This window comes from Streptomyces colwelliae (assembly GCF_048158785.1).
In the GTDB taxonomy this organism is placed as follows: domain Bacteria; phylum Actinomycetota; class Actinomycetes; order Streptomycetales; family Streptomycetaceae; genus Streptomyces.
This window is the reverse complement of the sequence record NZ_JBLTJC010000161.1, coordinates 1-22,747: the sequence shown is the minus strand read 5'-3', so window position 1 is coordinate 22,747 and position 22,747 is coordinate 1. Positions and strand designations below refer to the sequence as shown.

Sequence of the window (22,747 nt, the reverse complement as noted above, 5' to 3'; positions counted from 1 at the left end):
GATCTTGCGAAGGAAAGTTCCGAACAAGGGGCCTCACGTGCCGATCAGTGTCACATACACCGCCGTGCTCGATGTGAAGCGGTCCACCGCCGAGCACCTGGCCCGGCTGCTGCGCGACCACCGGACCTCGCCCACCCTCATCGCGCGGCTCGAGGAACTCCTCGACCGGCAGAAGGAACAGGCCGCCGCGGGCGACCTCGCCGGTGCCGCCGTCACCGACCGCTGCTTCCACGCCGAGATCGTCCGCAGCGGCGGCAACGAGATCCTCTCCCGCCTCTACGACCAACTCCGCGACCGGCAGCTGCGGATGGGCGTCGCCATCATGCACTCGCACCCCGACCGCATCGCCAAGACGCTGACCGAGCACGCGGCGATCCTCGACGCCCTGCGCACCGGCGACGCGGAGGCGGCCGCCGGGATCGTGCACCAGCACGTCGACTGGTTCTCCCACCTGGCCCGGGGCGAGGTCCGATGAGCAGCAGTAGCAGTTCGAGTTCCGCTTCTGCGATGTCCCTGCCCGGTGATCCGCCCGGGGGCCGCCGCGCCCTCGCCGTGTGGGGCATCGGCGTCTCCGTCTACTTCGTCGCCGTCATCTTCCGTACGTCCCTCGGTGTCGCCGGCCTCGACGCCGCCGAGCGGTTCCACGTCAACGCCTCGGCGCTGTCGACGTTCTCGATCCTCCAACTGCTGGTCTACGCGGGCATGCAGATACCCGTCGGCCTCCTCGTCGACAGCCTCGGCACCAAGAAGGTGCTGACCATCGGGGTGGTTCTCTTCACCGCCGGCCAGCTCGGCTTCGCCTTCTCCCCCTCCTACGGCACCGCCCTCGCGTCCCGCGCGCTCCTCGGCTGCGGCGACGCGATGACCTTCATCAGCGTGCTGCGGCTCGGCACCCGCTGGTTCCCGGCGCGGCGAGGTCCGATGGTCGCGCAGCTCGCGGGCCTCGCGGGAATGGCCGGAAACCTCGTCTCCACCCTGGTGATCGCCCGTCTGCTGCACGGCATCGGCTGGACGGCCGCCTTCGCGGGCAGCGCGCTCGCAGGCGTCGTAGTCCTCGTCCTGCTTCTGCTGTTCCTGAAGGACCACCCGGACGGGCACGAACCGGAACCCTTCCCGCACCGGGGCGCCGCCTACGTCCGCCGCCAGATCGCGGCCTCCTGGCGCGAACCGGGCACCCGCCTCGGCCTCTGGGTGCACTTCACCACCCAGTTCCCGGCGATGGTGTTCCTGCTCCTGTGGGGCCTGCCGTTCCTGGTCCAGGCCCAGGGCCTGTCCCGCGCCACCGCCGGCGAACTCCTCACCCTCGTCGTCCTGTCCAACATGCTCGTCGGCCTGGTCTACGGCCAGATCGTCGCCCGGCACCACACGGCGCGGCTGCCGCTGGCGCTCGGCACGGTCGGCGCGACAGCCCTCGTGTGGGCCGTCACGCTCCTCTACCCCGGCGACCACGCGCCGATGTGGCTGCTGATCGTGCTGTGCGCGGTGCTCGGTTCCTGCGGGCCCGCCTCGATGCTCGGCTTCGACTTCGCCCGCCCGGCCAACCCGCCGGAACGTCAGGGCACGGCCTCCGGAATCACCAACATGGGTGGTTTCGTGGCCTCGATGACGACCCTGTTCCTGGTCGGCGTGCTCCTCGACGCGACCGGCGACAACTACTCGATCGCCTTCTCGGTGATCTTCCTGCTCCAGGCGATCGGCGTCAGCCAGATCCTCCGGCTACGGCGCCGGGCGGCCCGCCGCGAGAGCGAACGGCTCGTGGCGAGCCGGGTGGAGACGGTGCACGTGCCGGCGTAGCCCCACGCTTTCTCACACCGCTCTCACACGACTTTCTTACGCTGATACGGCCGATACGACGGGTACGAGCGTGAGGTAGGCGAGCCCCAACACGCCCCGGTAGCTCATCCATTGGGCCCGGTGCCGGTCGAGGCGCTCGCGGGTCTCGGCGGCCAGGGGGTGGTCGCCGTGCCCGGCCAGCCACACCTCCGCGTCCGCCTGGTACCCCGCCTCGAACTCCTCCCACTCGTCCGCGTTCGCCGTCTCGACCCACTCGGGCCGGAACCCGGCCGCCACCGCGAGGTCGACGAGCGTCCCCAGGTCGTAGTGCTCGTCGGCACGCGCCTCCGGCCACATACCGGCCAACTCGGCCGGGGTCGGCGGGCGTTGCCAGAACCCCTCACCCAACAGCACGCGTCCCCCGTCGGCGACGAGCCGCCGCAGCTCCCGCAGGGCTTCAGCGGTGTGCCGGGGAGGCTCCTCGGTACTGAGGACATGGCTGGAGCCCACACACAGCACGAGATCGGCCGGCCCGCGCACCGTCCCCACGGCCGACTCCTCGGCGAACTCGACCCGCCCCGCGAGCCCCCGAGCCTCGGCATCGCGCCGCCCACGCTCCAGATCCCGCGCGTTCACATCGACCCCGACACCCCGCGCTTCCGGTACGGCGGCCAGGACCCGGAGCATCAACTCGCCCCAGCCGCAGCCGAGGTCGAGCACCGTGCGCGGCCCCGCACCGGCCAGTCGCCGTACGATCCCGTCGGCGCGCGCCTCGGAGAGCGGGCTGTGGAAGGCGAGCCGGGTGAGCCGGGGAGGCCCGTCGCCGGGCTCGGTGACCTCCGTGTTCTCGGCGGTCTCGGCGTTTTCGGTTCTGGTGGACGTCACGTCAGACATGCGGCGGAGGCTAACCGCGGACGACCGTCGACCGACAGCGAATTTCCGCGCCCAGCCGCTGACTTGAGCGTGCTGCTTCGTGTTGCTTCGGGCTACTTCGTGACCGTGAAGTTCCGCAGTATCGAAGCCGCCAGCTCCGGATCGCCGTCCGCCTTGACGCGGTCCGTCACCGTGTCGAGGGCGACCCGTCCGCAGGCCAGCCGGACGTACGTCTCCCAGTCGAGGATCAGGGTCGCGGCGGGGCCGAGCGCGGGGGCCGTCTCTAGGCTGCCGCGGCCCTGGATGTCGACGCGGATCGTACGGAGGAACTCGATCGGACCGTGCACGTCGAAGACGACCGCCGAACTGCGCGGTGCGCCCGAGTCCTCGGCGACGATCTTGGGGAGCGCGGCGAGGAGCACGTCACGGGCGATGTGCGCGCCGGGTGAGTCGAGGTTGCCGGGGCGGCCGAGGGCGGCGCGCAGATCCTGCTCGTGCACCCACACGTTGAACGCGTGGTTCCGCATGGACTCTTCCAGCGTGACCTCGGTGCTGACATGGCCGCGCACCTTCGTGCCGGGGTCCCGCGACTCGTTCCGCAGCTGCCGGTTGCGACGGATGATCGTGTACTCGAGCTCCGACGTCATCTCCGGCGCCGTGTGGTGACGCCGTACGTCGACCTGCATCTCCATGTACCGCTGGTGCTCGTTGGTGACGTGGTAGAGGTCGCGGGGGAGGGTGTGGATGGGGCGGGGGTCGCCGAGCATCTCGTTGTCCAGCCCGATGACATGCGAGACCACGTCGCGCACCGACCAGCCCGGGCACGGCGTTCGCCGGTTCCACTCTCCCTCCGCGAGCGGGGTCACCAGCTCGGATATCGCGTCGATGGAGTGGGTCCAGGCGTCGGCGTAGGGCTGGAGAGTGGGATGCAGACTCACGGAACGGGACCCCTCGGCGGTCGGTACAGGTCGGGTGGCGGGCGGCGTTGCCAGCGGGAGGTGGCTGTCGGCGGGTGTCTTGAAACGCTAAGTTACGCTGCTGTGAGGCACCCCGGCAGTGCTTTCGTGTGACGATCGTAGGCCCGTGTGAACGGCTCGAATGCCAGGACGGTGGTAGTGTGCGCGCCTCTCTCCTCCAAATCGCCGTAGACGAGGGCGAATCGGTCGAATCTCGCCGGGGGCGGGTGGCGTCCCTCGTCCGCGAGCAGGCCGGTGCCGATCTCGTCGTCCTGCCGGAGCTGTGGACCACGGGTGCGTTCGCCTACGAACAGTTCGACAGCGAGGCCGAGCCGCTGGAAGGGCCGACCTACGAGGCGATGGCCAAGGCGGCGAGCGACGCGGGCGTGTGGCTGCACGCGGGCTCGATCCCCGAACGAGCCCCCGAGGGGCCCCTCTTCAACACGTCCCTCGTCTTCTCCCCCTCCGGTGAACTGGCCGCCGCCTACCGCAAGATCCACCGCTTCGGCTTCGACAAGGGCGAGGCCGTGCTGATGGGCGCGGGCGGCGAACTGGTGACGGTCCGTCTGCCCGAGACGGTCATCGGTCTTGCCACCTGCTACGACCTCCGCTTCCCCGAACTCTTCCGCGGCCTCGTCGACGCCGGCGCCGAGACCCTCGTCCTCTGCGCGGGCTGGCCCGAGCGCCGCCGCTCCCACTGGACCCTGCTGGCCCAGGCCCGCGCGGTCGAGAACCAGTCGTTCGTCCTCGCATGCGGAACGGCCGGTACCCACGCCGGAGTTCCCCAGGCCGGTCACTCGATCGTGGTCGATCCCTGGGGCGAGGTCCTCGCGGAGGCGGGCGCGGGGGAGGAGATCCTCACGGTGGACTTCGACCCGGCGAAGGTGGCCGTGACGCGGGAGCAGTTCCCGGCGCTGAAGGACCGGATGCTGGGGCTGGAACGTCCGCGGCGAGTCCGGTGAGCGGCAGACCGCAGCGGGTCCCGGCCACACTCTGGCGCGCCTTCCTGGCCCTCGACCGCGGCCTCGGCGGAGCGAACCCCCCGCCCGCACCCCAGGCGTTCGCCGCCCGGCACCCGGCGGGCTGCTCCACGGCCGCCGCGCTGCTCGTCGCGATACCCGTCGGCCTGGCTTTCGCGCCGTTCCGGGCGGTCCTCGTCGGCACGTGCGCGTGGCTGCTGTTCTGGGCGTTCCTGCGCCTCGAACGCCGCCGCCAGGCCCACTACGCCCGCGTCGGCTACGACACCGCGCCACGCGACTCCTGGACGACCGCCCGTCCCCGGGCCGTACTCACCACCATGCTCGTCGCGTGGTGCCCCGTGACGGTGTTCATCTGGCTCGTGGGCAGGACGGACACCGACCCCTACGGCTGGACGGCCAGCGCGGTCTTCGGCGCGCTGGCCGTCATGGGCGGCTACGTCGGAGACCGCCTCCAGGAGCGCCGCCGGTCCCGCGCCCGCACAGCCGCCGACGCCGACCGGGAAGCGCTCTAGTCCTCCCGCTCCTTCTCCGCCAGGTGGATCACGCACACCGCCACCGCGATCAGCAGCGCCGCGTCCGCGTCCTCCCGGACAATGTCGACGCCGTATGTCTCCCGGATGTGCAGCCAGCGGCGGGAGATCTGCGCGAGCAGCTCGCCGTCGTAGTCGACGCCGAACTCGCGGTCCAGGATCTTGCCGCTGACGTCGAGTTCGGTGCCGTCGACCAGGGACACCTTGTAGTGGTTGCGCAGCAGCGAGAACCGCTTGTGTCTGATGGTCGCCAGGGGCTCACCGTCCCGTTCGATGACCATCGTGTCGCGCAGGGCGAGCATCTTCTTGTGGATGTCGATGAGCACGCGCCCGTGCGTGTCCTTCAACTCGAACGTGTCCCTGATGCGCATGGCTTTGCCGTCGACCAGGAACACCTTGTTGCCGTTCTGGTCCTCGATCCAGTAATCCTCACCGAAGCCGAGGATCCGATCGCGTACGAGGAATCTCATGACATTACGGCTTCCCCGGCAGCCGGTCCGAAACGCCGCCGATAGGCCGACGGGCTCAATCCGGTCTCCTTCCGCAGCCGCACCCGCAGGTTCGCCCCGGTCCCCAGACCGCACCGCGCGGCGACCACGTCCAGCCGTTCCTCCCCGCGCTCGATCAACCGGCACGCCAGCGCCACCCGCTCCCCGGTCAGCCAGGCCAGCGGCGTCGTCCCGAGCTGCGCCCGGAAGCGCCGGTGCAGGGTCGCCGGGCTGACCGCCGCCCGGCCCGCCAGCTCGGCCACCGTCAACGGCTCCCCCAGCCGCTCCTGCGCCCACGCGAGCAGCGGCGCGAGCGACTCGTCGGGCACATCGGGCAACGGCCGCTCCACGAACTGGCGTTGCCCGCCGTCCCGGTGGGCCGCGAAGACGAGCCTCCTGGACACCGCGTTGGCGATCTCGGCGCCATGGTCCCGCCGTACGACGTGCAGCCCGAGGTCGAGCGCGGCGGCGCTGCCCGAGGCGGTGAGGATGTCCCCGTCGTCCACGAAGAGGACGTCCGGTTCGAGCCGCACGCGCGGGTGCAGGGTGCGGAAACGGTCGGCCCACATCCAGTGGGTGGTCGCCCGGCGCCCGTCGAGCAGCCCGGCCTCGGCGAGCGCGAAGCTCCCGGTGCACAGGCTCATGACACGGGCCCCGCGCGCGTGGGTGCGCCGGATGGCGTCGAGGACGGCGGCCCCGCGCGGTACGACGTTGTCGGGCCGCCCCGGCACGACGAGCGTGTCCGCCGTGTCCACCGCGTCGAGACCGTGCGCCCCGGTGAGGGTGAAGAACCCGTGGTTCATCCGCACCTCACGCGCGGGCGTGCACACCAGCACCTCGTAGAGCGGCCCGGCCAGCCCGAGTTCGGGCCGCGGCAGCCCGAACAGCTCGGTGGCGACGCCGACTTCGAAGGGATTGGTGCCCTCGTCGACGATCACGGCGACCCGGTGGGGGGAGGAAGGGAGCCGAGAGTGCTGAGGGCGTTGCGGTCGCTGAGAGGATCCTTGCGGCATGTGCGATTCCTAGCACTCGTACAGCGCCCCGACCACCCCCGACGATGACTCCATGACCACCACGGAACCCATCTCCCTCCCCGCCGCCCTCGCCTCCTTCACCGACCGTTGGAGCCCCCGCATCGTCACCACCGTCAACGACTACGACGTACGCGTCGCCAAGGTCGAGGGCGAACACCTCTGGCACACCCACGACCACACCGACGAGTTCTTCCTGGTCCTGGAGGGCGAGTTGCACATCGCCCTGCGTGAGCCGGCCGGGGAACGCACGGTCGTCCTCCCCAAGGGCAGCGTCTTCACGGTCCCGCGCGGCACGGAACACAAGCCCTACGCCCCCGTCCCCACCGAGATCCTCGTCCTCGAACCGACGGGCACGCTCTCGGTCGGCGACCACCACGGGGCCGTACCGGACCATGTGGACGAGACGACGGGGCACGCGCTGGCGTGACTGTCAGTGGCCGGTGGCACCCTTGATTCATGACCGACGCATCCTCGCCCCGCACCTCCCGACGCGCCCGCGTCCGCGCCCCCCAGCTCACCGGCAAGGGCGGCTGGCTGAACACGGGCGACAAGCAGTACACCCTCGCCGACCTGCGGGGACGCATCGTCATCCTGGATTTCTGGACCTTCTGCTGCATCAACTGCCTGCACGTCCTCGACGAACTCCGTGAGCTGGAGGAGAAGCACCGGGACACGGTCGTGATCATCGGCGTCCACTCGCCGAAGTTCGTGCACGAGGCCGAGCACCAGGCGGTCGTGGACGCCGTCGAGCGGTACGGCGTCGAGCATCCGGTGCTCGACGACCCGGAGTTGGCGACCTGGAAGCAGTACGCCGTGCGCGCGTGGCCGACGCTCGTGGTGATCGACCCGGAGGGGTACGTCGTCGCGCAGCACGCGGGCGAGGGTCACGCGCACGCCATCGAGCGCCTGGTGACGGAGCTGGAGACCGAGCACACCGCGAAGGGCACGCTCCGGCGCGGGGACGGGCCGTACGTCGCGCCGGAGCCGGAGCCGACGGTCCTGCGCTTCCCCGGCAAGGTGATCGCCCTGCCGTCCGGGAACTTCCTGGTCAGTGACACCACCCGGCACCAACTGGTCGAGCTGGCGGCGGACGGGGAGACGGTCGTACGGCGGATCGGGTCCGGGGCGCGCGGCCTGCACGACGGTCCGGGCGACTCCGCCACCTTCAACGAACCGCAGGGCCTCGCCCTCCTGGACGACGGTTCCGTCGTCGTCGCCGACACCGTGAACCACGCCCTGCGACGGCTCGACCTCGCCACCGGCGCCGTGACCACCCTCGCGGGCACCGGCCGGCAGTGGATGCAGGGCGAGCCCACCTCGGGCCCCGCCCGCGAGGTCAGCCTCTCGTCCCCCTGGGATGTCGCCTGGTGGCACGGCAAGGTGTGGATCGCCATGGCCGGAGTCCACCAGCTCTGGGCCTACGACCCAGCCGCCGACCCCACTGCCGCCGACCCCACCGAAGCCACCGTCGCCGTCACCGCCGGCACCACCAACGAGGGCCTCGTCGACGGCCCCGGCGCCGAGGCCTGGTTCGCGCAGCCCTCCGGACTCGCCGCGACCGCCGACCGGCTGTGGGTGGCCGACTCCGAGACGTCCGCCCTGCGCTGGGTGGACCTCGACGGGGCCGTGCACACCGCCGTAGGCACCGGACTCTTCGACTTCGGGCACCGTGACGGAGCGGCCGAACAGGCGCTGCTCCAGCACCCGTTGGGTGCCACCGCGCTCCCGGACGGCTCGGTCGCGATCAGCGACACGTACAACCACGCCCTGCGCCGTTACGACCCCGCGACCGGCCAAGTCACCACGCTGGCCACGGATTTGCGGGAGCCCAGCGACGCCGTGCTCGTCGGCGACGACATCCTGGTCGTCGAGTCGGCCCGGCACCGGCTGACCCGGCTGCGTCTGCCGGAGGAGGCCGTACGCGTCGAGTCCGTCGCCCATCGCACCCAGCGCGCGGCCACCGAAGTCGCCCCCGGCGAGCTGAAGTTGGACGTCGTCTTCCAGGCCCCGGCCGGGCAGAAACTCGACACGCTCCCCCACGCTCGAACAGACTCGCGCGGGGGCACCCCCATCGGCCCCTCGACCCGGCTGCTCGTCTCCGCCACCCCGCCCGAGCTGCTCCTCGCCGGCGAGGGCGCGGGTACGGACCTGAACCGCACCCTGACCCTCGACCCGGCCGTGACGGAAGGCGTGTTGCACGTGTCGGCCATGGCGGCGTCCTGTGACGACGCCCCTTCCAACGAATACCCCGCCTGCCATGTCCACCAGCAGGACTGGGGTGTCCCGGTCCGCCTCACCGAGGGCGGGGCGGACCGTCTCCCCCTCGTGCTGGCCGGCATGGACGACCAGGACGCCTGAAACGGGGGACCGGCAGGGACCGGCGGGGACCCTTGCCGGTTCAGCGGCGGCGCGGGCGCGGTGCCAGCTTGTACAGCGCCATCCCCGCCGCGACCAGCGTCGTCGCCGCCACCATCATCGCCATGCTGTTGAACCACAGTCCCGTCGCGGCCAGCGTGGCGCCACCGGCGCCTGTGGTGCCGGCGCCGACAACTCGTCCGTACATAAACGTGTCTCCTTGAAGTGCGTGAAGGTGAGTGAACGTGCGTGAGGGGTGGGCTAGGTGGCCACCCACTTCTCCTCGCTCCGGCGGACCAGCCCCCACAGTGAGGTGAAGTAGACGGCGTGCTGGAAGAGGTCGTAGAGCATCTCCGGGACCATCAGCGCGGCCACCAGGACCGCGACGGGTCCGGCGCGGCGTACGGAGACGATCTTCTCGACCACGAAGATCAGGCCGATGGCGGTCCAGAACGGGGAGAGGCCGGGGAAGCCGTAGACCGTCGTGTAGGTCGCCATGAAGGTCAGGTAGATCAGGAAGGACAGGGCGCCGAAGCCCATCAGGAACTGCTGGAGGAAGTAGCGGGCGGTGACCTTGGTCCAGCCGTAGTCGCGGAGGTTCTCCAGGGCGCCGCGCTGCCAGCGGAGGCGTTGGTGCCAGAGTTTGGGGAGGCTGGTCATAACCTCGGTGGTGACCCCGCAGCCCGCCGGGGACATGGCGCGGTAGCCGAGGGTCTTGACCGCCTTGGTCATCTCGTCGTCCTCGGTGAGGGAGGCGAGGCTGTAGTAGCCGGTGCCGCCGCCGATCAGTCCCGAGTGGCGGGCGTCCCGGACCTCGCGCAGGACGCGGGCGCGGAACATCGTGCCGGTGCCGGTGAGGACCTGGGCCTTGCCGCCGGTGCGGTCCAGCTCCCAGGCGTAGCGCTGGAACTCCATGCGCTGGAGCAGGCCGAGGAGTCCGCCGCCCCGTTCGCCGTAGAAGACTCCGCCGACGGCGCCGACCTTGCGGTTGAAGGTGGCCATCGCGGTCTCGCTGAACCAGGGGTTGAGGACGGTGTCCGCGTCCTGGACGAGGAGGAGGTCGCGCTCGTCGAGGTGGGGCAGGATCCAGTCGATGGCCTGGTTGAGGGCGCCGGCCTTCTTGTGGGTGTTGCCCTGGGTGGCGAAGATCTGGGCGCCGTGCGAGTCCGCGACGGCGGCGGTGTCGTCGGTGCAGTTGTCCGTGACGACGACGATGAGGTCGGGTTTGTGGGTCTGGCGCCACAGGCCCTCGATGGCGGCGCCGATGCGGTCCGCTTCGTTGTGGGCCGGGATCAGGACCACCAGCCGTGGTTCGAGCACGGCAGCGCCCCCCCCGTGAAGATCGTGAGACGGGCCCGGGGCTGCCTCTCCCCGGACCCTCAACTGCACAGAGTCTTCACGAGGTTCACACAACCGCACAATACGACTTGCGTCACGGATTGCTCACGGTTGTCTGTGGATGTCTTGTGCGGGCGATTCGGCCCGAGTGCGGACTACGCCCACGTATCCACCGCCGAAAGATCCCAACAGGCGTGGATCTGGCCCCAGTTCGCCCGTGATCAGGCGCCGTAGCCGCCGCGGTAGCCGCGCGCCTCGTCGTCCTCGACGACGGTGGTCTGACCCGGTATCAAGACGCGTCGGCGCCGGGCCATGCTGCTGAACGTCACGACCCCGATCAGCCCGACGATCATGAGAATGACGCCGACCAGGTCGAGATTGACCCCCTGCATGTGCCAGTCGGTCGCGAACGTGAGGATCGCGCCGACGGCGATGAGGATGATGCATCCGCCCAGGCCCATGAGTGTCGCCTCCCTGTCCGGTCCGGTCGGCCCGGTCCGCCTCCGGGTACCCGGGAAGGCAACACCCATGCGCCATGCGGGAGTTGACTAACCCTCCAGGAACGCCCTCAGCGCGTTGGCCAGCAGGAACGGGTCCTGGTCGCCGCAGAGTTCGCGGGCGCTGTGCATCGAGAGGATCGCCACGCCGATGTCGACGGTCTTGATGCCGTGCCGGGCCGCGGTGATCGGGCCGATCGTCGTGCCGCACGGCATGGAGTTGTTGGAGACGAAGGTCTGGAAGGGCACGCCCGCCTTCTCGCAGGCGGCGGCGAACACCGCGCGGCCCGAACCGTCCGTGGCGTAGCGGTTGTTGACGTTGACCTTGAGGATCGGTCCGCCGTTGACCCGCGGGTGGTGCGTCGGGTCGTGGCGCTCCGCGTAGTTCGGGTGCACCGCGTGACCTGTGTCGGAGGACAGGCAGACGGTCCCGGCGAAGGCCCGCGCCCGGTCCTCGTACGACCCGCCGCGCGCGAACACCGAGCGCTCCAGGACCCCGCCGAGCAGCGGCCCGTCCGCGCCCGTGTCGGACTGCGAGCCGTTCTCCTCGTGGTCGAAACCGGCGAGCACGGGGATGTACGGCAGGTTCTCGCGGGCGGCGGCGGAGGCGAGCGCGGCGGCGCCGGCGTGCAGGGACAGCAGGTTGTCCATGCGCGGACCGGCGAGCAGCTCCTGGTCGCGGCCCAGGTAGGCCGGTGCCTCCACGGAGTGCGTCATCAGGTCCCAGCCGGTGACCTCGCCCGGCGCGAGCCCCGACTCCTCCTCCAGGAAGGCGATCAGGTCGCCGTCGTGGACGACGTCGCCCAGGCCCCAGATCGGCTGGAGGTGCCGCTGCTTGTCGAGCTTGAGCCCGTCCGCCGACACGGAACGGTCCAGGTGGATGGCGAGTTGGGGCACCCTGAGCAGCGGCCGGTCCACGTTCACCAGCCGCGTCGAACCGTCCCGCAGGGTCAGCCGGCCGGCGAGGCCGAGGTCGCGGTCGAGCCAGGAGTTGAGCAGCGGCCCGCCGTAGATCTCGACGGCGACCTGGCGAAAGCCGTGCGCGCCGGTGTCGGGACGCGGCTTGACCCGCAGGTTCGGGGAGTCGGTGTGCGCGCCGACGATGCGGAAGGGGGTGTGGGGGGCCGCGCCCTCGGGGACGAACCAGGCCACGATCGCGCCACCGCGCAGCACGTACTTGCCGCCGGTCGTCCCCTCCCAGGCGTCCGTCTCGGCGACCTGCCTGAAGCCCGCCTTCTCCAGCCGCTCGGCGGTGTTCGCCACGGCGTGGTACGGCGTGGGGGACGCCGCGAGGAAGGACATGAGGTCGTCGGTGTGGCCGCGATCGAATCGGGGGGGTTCGCTCATGGGGTTCACCTTAACGACGTACGAGGGCCCACTCCGGGTGATGGGAGCGGGCCCCCGCAGGGGTGATGTGGGGTTTCGCGAAGCTGTTCCGGGCTGTTCCGGTCTGTCCCGGAACGGGTTTTCCGGCTGGCTAGAAGGCGGCTTCGTCCAGTTCCATCAGGTCCAGCTCGACACCCTCGGCGACCTTGCGGGCCAGGGTGAGACCGGGCAGCACATTGGCCGCGAAGAACTTCGCGGCCGCGATCTTGCCGGTGTAGAACGCGCGGTCCTTGGCGGAGGCCGTCTCCAGCTTCTCGACGGCGATCGCCGCGCCCTTGAGGAGCAGGTAGCCGACGACGACGTCACCGGAGGCGAGCAGCAGGCGGGTGGTGTTGAGGCCCACCTTGTAGATGTTCTTGACGTCCTGCTCGGTCGCCGCGAGGTCGGTGAGCATCAGGCCGACGATGGCCTCCAGCTCGACGGCCGCCTTGGCGAGGTGCTCACGCGCACCGGCCAGGTCCTCGCCGCCCGTGCCCAGCGCGAGGAACTTCTTGATGTCCTCGGCGAGGGAGTTGAGGGCGGCGCCCTGGTTGCGGACGATCTTCCGGAAGAAGAAGTCCTGGCCCTGGATCGCGGTGGTGCCCTCGTACAGGGTGTCGATCTTGGCGTCCCGGATGTACTGCTCGATCGGGTACTCCTGGAGGAACCCGGAGCCGCCGAAGGTCTGGAGCGACTGGGCGAGCTGCTCGTAGCCCTTCTCGGAGCCGTAGCCCTTGACGATCGGCAGGAGGAGGTCGTTGAGCGCGTGCTCGGTGGACGCGTCCTCGCCCTCGGCCTCCTTGACGGCGATCGCGTCCTGGATCGACGCGGTGTACAGCACCAGGGCGCGCATGCCCTCGGCGTACGCCTTCTGCGTCATCAGCGAGCGGCGCACGTCCGGGTGGTGCGTGATGGTGACCTTGGGCGCGGCCTTGTCGCCGAAGGCCGCGAGGTCGGAGCCCTGGACGCGCTCCTTGGCGTACTCCAGGGCGTTGAGGTAGCCGGTCGACAGAGTCGAGATGGCCTTCGTGCCGACCATCATGCGGGCGAACTCGATGATCCGGAACATCTGGCGGATGCCGTCGTGCTTGTCACCGATCAGCCAGCCCTTGGCCGGGTGGCGGTCGCCGAAGGTCATCTCGCAGGTGTTGGACGCCTTGAGGCCCATCTTGTGCTCGACGTTCGTCGCGTACACGCCGTTGCGCTCGCCCAGCTCGCCGGTCTCGACGTCGAAGAGGAACTTCGGCACGAGGAAGAGGGAGAGCCCCTTGGTGCCCGGCCCGTGGCCCTCGGGCCGCGCGAGCACGTAGTGGAGGATGTTCTCCTCCATGTCGTGCTCACCGGACGTGATGAAGCGCTTGACGCCCTCGATGTGCCAGGACCCGTCGTCCTGCTGAACCGCCTTGGTACGGCCCGCGCCGACGTCCGAACCGGCGTCCGGCTCGGTGAGCACCATGGTGGACCCCCAGGTCCGCTCCACGGCCAGCTGCGCGATCTTCTTCTGTACGTCGTTGCCCTCGTCGTAGAGGATCCCGGCGAAGGCGGGCCCGGAGCAGTACATCCACACGGCCGGGTTCGCGCCGAGGATCAGCTCCGCGTACGACCAGATCAGGGAGGGCGGAGCCGTCGTACCGCCGATGGCCTCGGGCAGGCCCAGCCGCCAGTACTCGGACTCCATGAAGGATTTGTAGCTCTTCTTGAAGGAGGCGGGCACGGGCGCGGTGTTCGTCTCCGGGTCGAAGACCGGCGGGTTGCGGTCGGCGTCGGCGAAGGACTCCGCCAGCTCGTTCTCCGCGAGCCGGGTCAGCTCCGCCAGGACGCTCTTCGCGGTGTCCGTGTCCATCTCCGCGAACGGACCCGTCCCGTACAGCTTGTCGCGCCCGAGGACCTCGAAGAGGTTGAACTCGATGTCGCGGAGATTCGACTTGTAGTGCCCCATGGCGACGACTCCGTAGAAAGATATGTGCAGCGAGACTTGTACTAAGCAGTAGCTACGATGATGCTACCCGTCGGTAATAAGACGCAACCCCAAGCCGTCCATCTGTGACTCGTTACTCTTGCGGGCATGTACGGCTACGACCAGAACGTGGGCGCTCAGCAGGGGTACGTCCCGCCCCAGCAGCAGGCAGCCGGTGGCGTGGGCGGCTACGGCCAGCAGCCGCCGCTCTACCTCGAGCCGTCCCCGCCCTCGCTCGCGGACGCGGTGCGCGCGTTCACCACCGGGCAGATGGCGGCCGAGGACTTCCAGCAGGTCTTCGCGACCTCCAAGGTGTACTGCCCGCGCGGCGACAACCCGGGCTTCCTCGCACTGCACAACACCCAGCAGCCGGTGATCCCGATGTTCACCTCGCTCAAGGAACTGCGCCGTTACGCCGGCAAGGAGTCCAAGTACTTCGTGATCACCGGCGCCGAGGTCATCGACCTGCTGCCGACGGGCTACGGCTTCGTCGTCGACATGGAGGGCGAGCACCGGATGGTGTTCGACGCGAAGGCGGTCGAGCAGATGGTGGAGTTCGCGATGCGGAGGATGTACGGCTGATCGCGACCCGGCTGATCGCGACCCCCTGTCGGTCGCTTCGTCCCGGTATGAGCCCGGAGGGAATGCCCTCCGGGCTTCTTCTGTTGTGGGGTAGCAGAAAGTTCAACGCTCAACTAAACTCGACGCACAAGGAGGTCCCGACATGCCTGCAGTGACCGTAGAGAACCCGCTGACCCTGCCCCGCGTGGCCGCGCCGGCCGACGCCGTGGCACGTCCCGTGCTCGCCGTCTCGACCGCGCCCAGCGGTTTCGAGGGTGAGGGCTTCCCGGTGCGCCGCGCGTTCGCCGGGATCAACTACCGCCACCTCGACCCGTTCATCATGATGGACCAGATGGGCGAGGTGGAGTACGCGCCGGGAGAGCCGAAGGGCACCCCCTGGCACCCGCACCGCGGCTTCGAGACCGTCACCTACATCATCGACGGCGTCTTCGACCACCAGGACTCCAACGGCGGTGGCGGCACCATCACCAACGGCGACACGCAGTGGATGACGGCGGGCGCGGGCCTGCTGCACATCGAGGCGCCGCCGGAGTCGCTGGTCGTGTCCGGCGGGCTCTTCCACGGCCTCCAGCTGTGGGTGAACCTCCCGGCCAAGGACAAGATGATGCCCCCGCGCTACCAGGACATCCGCGGCGGCCAGGTCCAGCTGCTCACCACCCCCGACGGCGGCGCGCTCCTGCGCGTCATCGCCGGTGAGCTGGACGGTCACCAGGGTCCCGGCATCACGCACACGCCGATCACGATGATCCACGCGACGGTGGCCCCGGGTGCGGAGGTCACCCTGCCCTGGCGTGAGGACTTCAACGGTGTCGCCTACGTCCTGGCGGGCAAGGGTTCGGTCGGTGCCGAGCGGCGCGCGATCCACATGGGCCAGACCGCGGTCTTCGGCACGGGTTCGTCCCTGACCGTCCGCGCGGACGAGCAGCAGGACGGGAACACCCCGGACCTGGAGGTCGCGATCCTCGGCGGCCAGCCGATCCGCGAGCCGATGGCGCACTACGGCCCGTTCGTCATGAACACCCGCGAGGAACTCCAGCAGGCGTTCGAGGACTTCCAGAAGGGGCGGCTGGGCACCATCCCCGCCGTTCACGGGATGGGCGAGGGCGGTCTGTAAGCCCTCCTGTACACCCTCGTAGAACGGAAATACCCGAAGCCCCGTCCTTGTCCGGACGGGGCTTCGGGCATGTGCGGCTCGGCTCGGGGGTGTGGCTTGCTCGGCGTCGGTGTCCACGCCGGTGCGGGTCCTCCGTCCGGGTGACCGGGACCCGGACGGGGCATGAAGGTCCCGCGCACGGAAATGGTCCGGCTGAAAGTGGACACCGAATGCAAGGAAGTCACCCGTGCGTTTCCGCATGAGTCTGGCCGTCGCCCTGGCCGCCACCTGTCTCGCTCTGACCGGCGCGGCAAGTCCCACCCAGGCCCGTACCCCCTCCACCTCCACCGAACAGGCGGCGAGCGCCGCGTTGCAGCGCGCGGACGAGAACTGCGGGGCGGGGGAGATCTGCTTCTGGCACGACAGGAACTACTCGGGCACCCCCTGGCGGTGGAGTCCCGCCTCCGGGTACCGGGACATGCCGTCCAACCTGCACGACCACGTGTACTCCTTCAAGGCCAACGCCAACGCGTGCTTCATCGACTGGAGCCCGCAGGAGAAGCGAGCCGTCGTCTCCGGCGACTACGCCCAGGCCTACGACACCAACTTCGGCAGGAGGATCGACGCGGTGGGCCCCACCTGCTGAGGCACTAGGGGTTCTTCTCCCGTCACCCGGGCGGGCCGTCCTGCCAGGACGGCCCGCCCGATGCGTGATCGGGTGGGAGTGTGCAGCTACTCCCCGTTCCCGTGCGGCGGTTCGCCGCCTGGTGTGCCGTCCTGCTGCTCGTCTCCGGGGTTGGCTACGTCGGGATCCGGCTCTGCGCCGAGTTGAGGACCGCCGTGACGCCCGTGCTGCTCGCGCTGCTCGGCACCGCGCTGCTCGGGCCGTTGTACCGGCGGCTGGTGAACGTGCACGTGAACCGGTCGGTCGCCGCCATGATCACCTGTGTCGCGGTCGTCGCCGTGGTCGGTGGGGCCGTGTACATCGTGGTGGCCGCGCTGATCGACACCGGGGACCAGATCGTGTCCTCGCTCAAGGACGCGGGGAACTCCCTCGCCGATCACTTCGGGGCCGCCGGCACCTCGGTGGACGACCTCGCCTCCAACGCCAAGGAACTACTCACCAAGTTCGGCGGGACGGCCGCCTCGAACGTCATCAGCGGGGTCAGCGTCGTCGGCGAGACCATCGCCATGGCCGTACTGGCGCTGCTGCTCGTCTTCTTCTTCCTGCGCGACTCCGACCGGGCCGCCGGACTGCTGCGCTCGCTCTCCCCGCACGGCACCGCCGACCTCGTCGAGGCCATGGCCCGCCGTGCCTTCGAGGGCGTCGAGGGCTTCATGCGGGGGACCACCGTCATCGCCCTCATCGACGCCCTGTGTATCGGCGTCGGGCTGCTCGTGCTGGACGTGCCGGGGGCCTTCGGCCTGGCCGCGCTCGTCTTCGTCGGCGCCTACATCCCCTACCTTGGCGCCTTCCTCTCCGGCGCCGTCGCCGTGCTGGTCGCGCTCGCCGACCGGGGTTTCGTCATCGCGCTGTGGGTCCTCGGCGTCGTTCTCGCCGTGCAGGTGCTGGAGGGGCATGTGCTCCAGCCGATGATCCAGAGCCGGACCGTGCAGATGCATCCGGCGGTCGTGATGATCGCGATCACCGCGGGCGCGTCCGTGGCCGGAGTCCTCGGCATGCTGCTCGCGGTGCCGCTGACCGCGGCCGTCTTCGGGGTCGTACACGAACTGCGGGAGCGTTACGCGTCCCAGGAACCGAACTCCGAGATGTCGCCGGTGACCGCGCCGTCGCCCGAGCCGTCGGACTCGTAGAGCTCGAACCAGATGCTCTTGCCCTCGCCCCTCGGGTCCACGCCCCAGGTCTCGGCGAGGAGTTCGATCAGGAGCAACCCCCGCCCGGAGGACGCCAGTTCACCGGGGTGGCGCTTGTGCGGGAGGTCGTCGCCCGCGTCCGTGACCTCGACCCGCATCCGCCGCTCACCCACATCACCGGTCACCTCGGCGGTGAGTAGGGCGTCGGCGTCGGTGTGCACGAGGACGTTGGTGAGCATCTCGGAGACGAGCAGGACCGCCGAGTCGACCTGGTCGGCGCCGGTCCAGTCGTGGAGGAGTTCGCGCAGCTGCTGCCGGGCCACCGCGATCCGCTCGGGCTCGGCCTGCGCGACCGTGAGCACCGTGCGGCGGATCTTCGGCGGGTCGGTGACCGTGTCGCCGCAGCCGCAGGCCTCGCCCTCGCGGGACAGCAGGAGGACGGCGATGTCGTCCTCGCGGCGGTCCGCGAGCGGGCCGGTGGTGTGGTGCGAGGAGGGTCCGTGGACGGCCTGGACGAGCGCGTCGGCGAGTTCCTCCAGGTCGCCCTTGTGCCCCTCCAGGATCGTCCGGATCCGCTGCCAGCCCGTCTCCAGGTCGTGGCCGCCGGTCTCGATCAGCCCGTCGGTGCAGATCATCATGGTCTCGCCGGGTTCCAGGGCGAGCGTGGTCGTCGGATAGTCGGCGTCCGGGTCGATGCCGAGCGGCAGTCCGCCCGCCGTGGGCCGCGCCAGCACCGTGCCGTCCGCCATGCGTATCGCCGGGTCGGGATGGCCGGCGCGGGCGATCTCCAGGACGCCGGTCGCCGGGTCGGCCTCGACGTACAGGCAGGTCGCGAAGCGCGGGTCGGCCTTCTCCGCGTCGCCGTTGGTGATGCCGTGCAGGAAGCGGGAGGCGCGGGAGAGGACGGCGTCCGGCCGGTGGCCCTCGGAGGCATAGGCGCGCAGGGCGATGCGGAGCTGGCCCATCAGCCCGGCGGCCCGCACGTCATGGCCCTGTACGTCGCCGATGACCAGGGCGATGCGGCCTCCCCCGGAAGGGGTGCCTCCAGGCAGCGGGATCATGTCGTACCAGTCGCCGCCGACCTGGAGCCCGCCGCCGGTCGGTATGTAGCGGGCGGCGACGCTCATGCCCGGGATCTCCGGGCCCAGCGTGGGCAGCATGGAGCGCTGGAGCCCGTCGGTCAGCTCGCGCTCGGACTCGGCGACGCCGGCGCGGGACAGGGCCTGCGCGAGCATCCGGGCGACCGTGGTGAGGACGGACCGCTCGTCCGGTGTGAAGGCGACGGGGTAGGTGAAGGCGGCCATCCAGGCGCCCATCGTCCGCCCGGCGACCGTCAGCGGCAGGAACGCCCACGACTGCCGGTGGAAGTGCTGGGCGAGCGGCCAGGTGACCGGATAGCGCTCCTTGTACTGCTCGGGCGTGGACAGATAGACGGCACGGCCCGTCCGTACGACCTCGGCGGCCGGGTAGTCGGTCACCATCGACATGTGCGAGAACGGGTCCTCGTCGCCCGGCTGATGCCCGTGGTGGCCGACGATCGTCAGGCGGTCGCCCGATACGCCGAACACGGCGAGGCCGTCCGGTGAGAAGCCCGGCATCGACAGGCCCGCCGCGACCCGCAGCACCTCCGCCGTGGACCGCGCCTCCGCCAGCGCCCGGCCCGCGTCCAGCAGGAACGCCTCGCGGGAGCGCCGCCAGTCACCCGTGACCGCGGTCCGTCCGGCCGGTGTGCCCGGCGTGGGTTCGGTGACCTCCTGGAGGGTGCCGATCAGCTCGAACGACCGCTTCTCGGGGTCGTACGACGGTTTGGAGCGGCTGCGGACGACGCGGATCACCCGGCCGCGCTCGTCCATGATCCGGATGCGGACCTCGGCGAGGGTGCCCTCGGCGACGGCCAGCCCGACGACCCCCGTGATCTCGTTCCAGTCCACGGGGTGGAGTCGGGCCCGGGTCTGGGCCTCCGTGAGGGTGGTCTGTTCGGGGGGCAGCCCGAGCAGCCGTGCGGCCTCGGCGTCCACCGTGACCAGCTCCGAGGCGGTGTCCCAGTGCCACAGACCGGTCGCGAGGGCGGCGAGTACCTCCCCCACGGCGGGCAGGGGCTCACCAGTGCGCATTGCCCCACTGTAAGAAGAGGAGATCGATAAGTGCCACCGATGGAGTCACGAGTTAATGGTGGGGAGGCGCTCCATGGGTGGCCGGTACCCTTGGGAGGTCCGGGCTCCGGCCCTGGACGTTTCACGTGAAACACTCCCCGATCCGCGAAGGCTGGATGAACGACGATGCATCGGTACAGGTCCCACACCTGCGGCGAGCTCCGCGCCTCTGACGTCGGCACCGACGTCCGGCTGAGTGGCTGGCTGCACAATCGGCGCGACCTGGGCGGCATCCTCTTCATCGATCTGCGCGATCACTACGGCATCACGCAGCTCGTCGCCCGCCCCGGCACGCCCGCGTACGAGGCGCTCGACAAGGTGACCAAGGAGTCGACGGTCCGCGTCGACGGCAAGGTCGTCTCCCGGGGCACGGACAACGTGAACCCGGATCTGCCGACCGGTGAGATCGAGGTCGAGGTCGGCGAGGTCGAGCTGCTCGGTGCCGCCGCCCCGCTGCCCTTCACGATCAACACCGAGGACGGGGTCAACGAGGAGCGGCGCCTGGAGTACCGCTTCCTGGACCTGCGCCGCGAGCGCATGCACCGCAACATCATGCTGCGGTCCTCCGTGATCGCCTCGATCCGCTCGAAGATGGTCGCCCTCGGCTTCAACGAGATGGCCACCCCGATCCTCTCCGCGACCTCCCCCGAGGGCGCGCGCGACTTCGTGGTCCCGTCCCGGCTGAACCCGGGCAAGTTCTACGCCCTGCCGCAGGCGCCGCAGCAGTTCAAGCAGCTGCTGATGATCTCCGGCTTCGACCGCTACTTCCAGATCGCGCCCTGTTTCCGCGACGAGGACGCGCGTGCGGACCGCTCGCCGGGCGAGTTCTACCAGCTCGACGTCGAGATGAGCTTCGTGGAGCAGGAAGACGTCTTCCAGCCCATCGAGAAGCTCATGACGGAGCTGTTCACGGAGTTCGGCGGCGGCCAGCCGGTCACCTCCCCGTTCCCGCGTATCCCGTTCCGCGAGTCGATGGTGAAGTACGGCTCCGACAAGCCGGACCTGCGCGCGAAGCTCGAACTCACCGACATCACGGACGTGTTCGAGGGCTCGGAGTTCAAGGCGTTCGCCGGCCAGCACGTCCGCGCGCTGGCGGTGCCGGACGTGGCGGCGCAGTCCCGCAAGTTCTTCGACCAGCTCGGCGACTTCGCGGTCACCCTCGGCGCGAAGGGCCTGGCCTGGGTCCGCGTGACCGAGGACGGCTCGCTGACGGGCCCGATCGCGAAGTTCCTCACCGAGGGGAACGTCGCGGAGCTGACGAAGCGCCTGTCGCTGGCCCCCGGCCACGCGGTCTTCTTCGGCGCGGGCGAGTTCGAAGAGGTCTCGAAGATCATGGGCGCGGTGCGGGTCGAGGCCGCCAAGCGCGCCGGGCACTTCGAGGAGAACGTCTTCCGCTTCTGCTGGATCGTCGACTTCCCGATGTACGAGAAGGACGAGGAGACCGGGAAGATCGACTTCTCGCACAACCCGTTCTCGATGCCGCAGGGCGGTCTGGAGGCCCTGGAGACCCAGGACCCGCTGGACATCCTGGGCTGGCAGTACGACATCGTCTGCAACGGCGTCGAGCTGTCCTCCGGCGCGATCCGGAACCACGAGCCCGACATCATGCTCAAGGCCTTCGAGATCGCGGGCTACGACCGTGACACCGTCGAGGAGCAGTTCGCGGGCATGCTGCGCGCGTTCCGCTTCGGCGCCCCGCCGCACGGCGGGATCGCCCCCGGCGTCGACCGCATCGTCATGCTCCTCGCGGACGAGCCGAACATCCGCGAGACGATCTCCTTCCCGCTCAACGGCAACGCCCAGGACCTGATGATGGGCGCGCCGACGGAGCTGGACGAGACGCGGCTGCGCGAGCTGCACCTGTCGGTGCGGAAGCCGCAGCCGAAGTAGTAGGCGACTGGCGGGAGCTGAGGCTCCGGGGCTCGAAACCGGCAGCGGTTTCGAGCCCCTTTCGCGTGCGCACAGGATTCACAGCGCATTCTCATGTTCATGTCATGTTGGGCGCCCCTAGCGTCCCCGGCATGACGGATTCCCAAGTACCCCCCATGGATTCTGAAGTCCCCGAGGACAAGGGCCAGTTGGCACGTCGTACGGTCCTGGTCGCCGGTGGTGTGGCGGTGACGGCGGTGGGCGTCGCCGGAGCGCTGTCGGTGAACGCCTCCGCCCAGGAGACCACCACGGCGACCGCGACCTCGACCGGGGACACCTGCTACACGCTCACCTCGGAGCTCGTCGAGGGCCCGTACTACATCGACGCCGACAAGATCCGCCGCGATGTGACGGAGGACCAGGAGGGCATCCCGCTCACCCTGGACCTGAAGGTGATCGACGCCGACACGTGCAGACCGCTGCGCAACGCGGCCGTGGACATCTGGCACTGCAACGCGACGGGCGTCTACTCGGGCTACGAGGCGGGCGGCGGTGGCGGCCCGGCCCCCACGGGCGCGCCCTCCGGCACCCCGACCGGCACCCCGACCGGCACCCCGACGGGTGGTCCGCCGCCCGGTGGTGGCGGAGGCCACCAGGAACCCACCGACGACGACCGCTTCCTGCGCGGCACCTGGCACACGGACCGGCGCGGCCAGGTCACCTTCAAGACGGTGTTCCCGGGGTGGTACCAGGGCCGTTGCGTCCACATCCACGTCAAGGTGCACGTGGACGGCGAGTGGACGGACGCGGGGTACGAGGGCGGGCACACCTGCCACACGGGCCAGCTGTTCTTCGACGAGAAGTCGGTCATCGCGACGTCGGTCCTGGAGCCGTACGTCTCGAACACGACGACCCGCACGACGCTCACCGAGGACGGGATCTACCCCCAGAACGGCCCCGAGGGCGGCCTGCTGTACCTCCGGTACGACAGGCGGCACATCGGGCGGGGCGTGCGGACGCGCTCTCCAGCAGGATGCGCTGCTGGGGGTCGGCGGCGAGCGCCTCGCGCGGGTTGATGCCGAAGAAGGC

At 70.1% G+C, this 22,747-nt stretch carries 21 protein-coding genes and 1 pseudogene; 12 read left to right on the top strand and 10 right to left on the bottom strand.

What is annotated here, in order from left to right; genetic code table 11:
* The first annotated feature begins 37 nt into the window (after positions 1-37).
* Both ACNFOC_RS29315 and ACNFOC_RS29310 read left to right on the top strand, forming a co-directional pair.
* A complete protein-coding gene (locus tag ACNFOC_RS29315) occupies positions 38-475 on the top strand; it encodes an FCD domain-containing protein (RefSeq protein ID WP_416962088.1) in 438 nt (145 codons plus the stop codon).
* Positions 472-1,794 (top strand): MFS transporter, encoded by a 1,323-nt coding sequence (locus ACNFOC_RS29310; protein ID WP_416962087.1) that lies wholly within the window; start codon positions 472-474, stop codon positions 1,792-1,794. The genes ACNFOC_RS29315 and ACNFOC_RS29310 overlap by 4 nt, the downstream gene beginning before the upstream one ends.
* Before the next feature lie 36 nt (positions 1,795-1,830).
* On the opposite strand, the gene ACNFOC_RS29305 is transcribed toward ACNFOC_RS29310, so the two are convergent.
* Entirely contained in the window at positions 1,831-2,667 is an 837-nt protein-coding gene (locus tag ACNFOC_RS29305) for an SAM-dependent methyltransferase (RefSeq protein WP_416962086.1), read from the bottom strand.
* 92 nt (positions 2,668-2,759) lie between these two features.
* Positions 2,760-3,584 (bottom strand): maleylpyruvate isomerase family mycothiol-dependent enzyme, encoded by an 825-nt coding sequence (locus ACNFOC_RS29300; RefSeq protein WP_416962085.1) that lies wholly within the window; start codon positions 3,582-3,584, stop codon positions 2,760-2,762.
* 179 nt (positions 3,585-3,763) lie between these two features.
* Here ACNFOC_RS29300 and ACNFOC_RS29295 point away from each other — a divergent pair, with 179 nt between their 5' ends.
* Together ACNFOC_RS29295 and ACNFOC_RS29290 are read left to right on the top strand one after the other, a co-directional pair.
* Complete coding sequence (locus ACNFOC_RS29295; protein ID WP_416962084.1) at positions 3,764-4,564, top strand: carbon-nitrogen family hydrolase; 801 nt, start codon at positions 3,764-3,766, stop codon at positions 4,562-4,564.
* Complete coding sequence (locus tag ACNFOC_RS29290; RefSeq protein ID WP_416962083.1) at positions 4,561-5,094, top strand: hypothetical protein; 534 nt, start codon at positions 4,561-4,563, stop codon at positions 5,092-5,094. Before ACNFOC_RS29295 ends, ACNFOC_RS29290 begins: the two co-directional genes overlap by 4 nt.
* Here the strand turns inward: ACNFOC_RS29290 and ACNFOC_RS29285 are convergent.
* Together ACNFOC_RS29285 and ACNFOC_RS29280 are read right to left on the bottom strand one after the other, a co-directional pair.
* Positions 5,091-5,582, bottom strand: coding sequence for an LURP-one-related/scramblase family protein (locus ACNFOC_RS29285; protein WP_327402723.1), 492 nt, complete (start codon positions 5,580-5,582; stop codon positions 5,091-5,093). The two genes, ACNFOC_RS29290 and ACNFOC_RS29285, sit on opposite strands and share 4 nt — an antisense overlap.
* A complete protein-coding gene (locus ACNFOC_RS29280) occupies positions 5,579-6,613 on the bottom strand; it encodes a GlxA family transcriptional regulator (RefSeq protein ID WP_416962082.1) in 1,035 nt (344 codons plus the stop codon). Before ACNFOC_RS29280 ends, ACNFOC_RS29285 begins: the two co-directional genes overlap by 4 nt.
* Before the next feature lie 52 nt (positions 6,614-6,665).
* Between ACNFOC_RS29280 and ACNFOC_RS29275 the strand changes: the two genes are divergently transcribed.
* Complete coding sequence (locus ACNFOC_RS29275) at positions 6,666-7,061, top strand: cupin domain-containing protein (protein WP_416962081.1); 396 nt, start codon at positions 6,666-6,668, stop codon at positions 7,059-7,061.
* Positions 7,062-7,090: 29 nt separating this feature from the next.
* A complete protein-coding gene (locus ACNFOC_RS29270) occupies positions 7,091-8,992 on the top strand; it encodes a thioredoxin-like domain-containing protein (protein WP_416962080.1) in 1,902 nt (633 codons plus the stop codon).
* Between the two features lie 40 nt (positions 8,993-9,032).
* On the opposite strand, the gene ACNFOC_RS29265 is transcribed toward ACNFOC_RS29270, so the two are convergent.
* The 5 genes from ACNFOC_RS29265 to ACNFOC_RS29245 all read right to left on the bottom strand — a co-directional run bounded on the left by ACNFOC_RS29265 (position 9,033) and on the right by ACNFOC_RS29245 (position 14,128).
* Positions 9,033-9,197 carry a hypothetical protein gene (locus ACNFOC_RS29265; protein WP_366095946.1) on the bottom strand — a complete coding sequence of 55 codons (165 nt, stop codon included), beginning with the start codon at positions 9,195-9,197 and terminating at the stop codon, positions 9,033-9,035.
* A 53-nt stretch (positions 9,198-9,250) separates the two neighbouring features.
* Entirely contained in the window at positions 9,251-10,309 is a 1,059-nt protein-coding gene (locus ACNFOC_RS29260; protein WP_416962079.1) for a glycosyltransferase family 2 protein, read from the bottom strand.
* A gap of 239 nt (positions 10,310-10,548) precedes the next feature.
* Positions 10,549-10,788 carry a DUF6458 family protein gene (locus ACNFOC_RS29255; RefSeq protein ID WP_416962078.1) on the bottom strand — a complete coding sequence of 80 codons (240 nt, stop codon included), beginning with the start codon at positions 10,786-10,788 and terminating at the stop codon, positions 10,549-10,551.
* Positions 10,789-10,875: 87 nt separating this feature from the next.
* On the bottom strand, positions 10,876-12,171 hold the full coding sequence (locus ACNFOC_RS29250) for a M18 family aminopeptidase (RefSeq protein WP_416962077.1): 1,296 nt from the start codon (positions 12,169-12,171) through the stop codon (positions 10,876-10,878).
* A 130-nt stretch (positions 12,172-12,301) separates the two neighbouring features.
* Positions 12,302-14,128: an acyl-CoA dehydrogenase gene (locus ACNFOC_RS29245; protein WP_416962076.1), complete on the bottom strand. Its 1,827-nt coding sequence runs from the start codon at positions 14,126-14,128 to the stop codon at positions 12,302-12,304.
* A 126-nt stretch (positions 14,129-14,254) separates the two neighbouring features.
* Between ACNFOC_RS29245 and ACNFOC_RS29240 the strand changes: the two genes are divergently transcribed.
* From ACNFOC_RS29240 to ACNFOC_RS29225, 4 genes are all read left to right on the top strand, one after another.
* A complete protein-coding gene (locus ACNFOC_RS29240; protein WP_416962075.1) occupies positions 14,255-14,728 on the top strand; it encodes an SseB family protein in 474 nt (157 codons plus the stop codon).
* 142 nt (positions 14,729-14,870) lie between these two features.
* Complete coding sequence (locus ACNFOC_RS29235; protein WP_416962074.1) at positions 14,871-15,842, top strand: pirin family protein; 972 nt, start codon at positions 14,871-14,873, stop codon at positions 15,840-15,842.
* A gap of 226 nt (positions 15,843-16,068) precedes the next feature.
* Entirely contained in the window at positions 16,069-16,467 is a 399-nt protein-coding gene (locus ACNFOC_RS29230) for a peptidase inhibitor family I36 protein (RefSeq protein WP_416962073.1), read from the top strand.
* 80 nt (positions 16,468-16,547) lie between these two features.
* Positions 16,548-17,636 (top strand): AI-2E family transporter, encoded by a 1,089-nt coding sequence (locus tag ACNFOC_RS29225; RefSeq protein ID WP_416962072.1) that lies wholly within the window; start codon positions 16,548-16,550, stop codon positions 17,634-17,636.
* Here the strand turns inward: ACNFOC_RS29225 and ACNFOC_RS29220 are convergent.
* Entirely contained in the window at positions 17,564-19,750 is a 2,187-nt protein-coding gene (locus tag ACNFOC_RS29220) for a SpoIIE family protein phosphatase (protein WP_416962071.1), read from the bottom strand. The two genes, ACNFOC_RS29225 and ACNFOC_RS29220, sit on opposite strands and share 73 nt — an antisense overlap.
* A 165-nt stretch (positions 19,751-19,915) precedes the next feature.
* Here ACNFOC_RS29220 and aspS point away from each other — a divergent pair, with 165 nt between their 5' ends.
* Positions 19,916-21,679: an aspartate--tRNA ligase gene (aspS, locus tag ACNFOC_RS29215; RefSeq protein ID WP_416962070.1), complete on the top strand. Its 1,764-nt coding sequence runs from the start codon at positions 19,916-19,918 to the stop codon at positions 21,677-21,679.
* Between the two features lie 131 nt (positions 21,680-21,810).
* A pseudogene (locus tag ACNFOC_RS29210) lies at positions 21,811-22,698 on the top strand (intradiol ring-cleavage dioxygenase); the annotation flags it as partial.
* Between the last annotated feature and the right edge of the window lie 49 nt (positions 22,699-22,747).

Bases quoted from the DNA above. Each gene is read 5' to 3' on its own strand.
- ACNFOC_RS29310 (WP_416962087.1), top strand. From the start codon at position 472: ATGAGCAGCAGTAGCAGTTCGAGTTCCGCTTCTGCGATGTCCCTGCCC.
- ACNFOC_RS29305 (WP_416962086.1), bottom strand. From the start codon at position 2,667: ATGTCTGACGTGACGTCCACCAGAACCGAAAACGCCGAGACCGCCGAG.
- ACNFOC_RS29285 (WP_327402723.1), bottom strand. From the start codon at position 5,582: ATGAGATTCCTCGTACGCGATCGGATCCTCGGCTTCGGTGAGGATTAC.
- ACNFOC_RS29280 (WP_416962082.1), bottom strand. From the start codon at position 6,613: ATGCCGCAAGGATCCTCTCAGCGACCGCAACGCCCTCAGCACTCTCGG.
- ACNFOC_RS29275 (WP_416962081.1), top strand. From the start codon at position 6,666: ATGACCACCACGGAACCCATCTCCCTCCCCGCCGCCCTCGCCTCCTTC.
- ACNFOC_RS29270 (WP_416962080.1), top strand. From the start codon at position 7,091: ATGACCGACGCATCCTCGCCCCGCACCTCCCGACGCGCCCGCGTCCGC.
- ACNFOC_RS29265 (WP_366095946.1), bottom strand. From the start codon at position 9,197: ATGTACGGACGAGTTGTCGGCGCCGGCACCACAGGCGCCGGTGGCGCC.
- ACNFOC_RS29255 (WP_416962078.1), bottom strand. From the start codon at position 10,788: ATGGGCCTGGGCGGATGCATCATCCTCATCGCCGTCGGCGCGATCCTC.
- ACNFOC_RS29250 (WP_416962077.1), bottom strand. From the start codon at position 12,171: ATGAGCGAACCCCCCCGATTCGATCGCGGCCACACCGACGACCTCATG.
- ACNFOC_RS29245 (WP_416962076.1), bottom strand. From the start codon at position 14,128: ATGGGGCACTACAAGTCGAATCTCCGCGACATCGAGTTCAACCTCTTC.
- ACNFOC_RS29240 (WP_416962075.1), top strand. From the start codon at position 14,255: ATGTACGGCTACGACCAGAACGTGGGCGCTCAGCAGGGGTACGTCCCG.
- ACNFOC_RS29235 (WP_416962074.1), top strand. From the start codon at position 14,871: ATGCCTGCAGTGACCGTAGAGAACCCGCTGACCCTGCCCCGCGTGGCC.
- ACNFOC_RS29220 (WP_416962071.1), bottom strand. From the start codon at position 19,750: ATGCGCACTGGTGAGCCCCTGCCCGCCGTGGGGGAGGTACTCGCCGCC.
- aspS (WP_416962070.1), top strand. From the start codon at position 19,916: ATGCATCGGTACAGGTCCCACACCTGCGGCGAGCTCCGCGCCTCTGAC.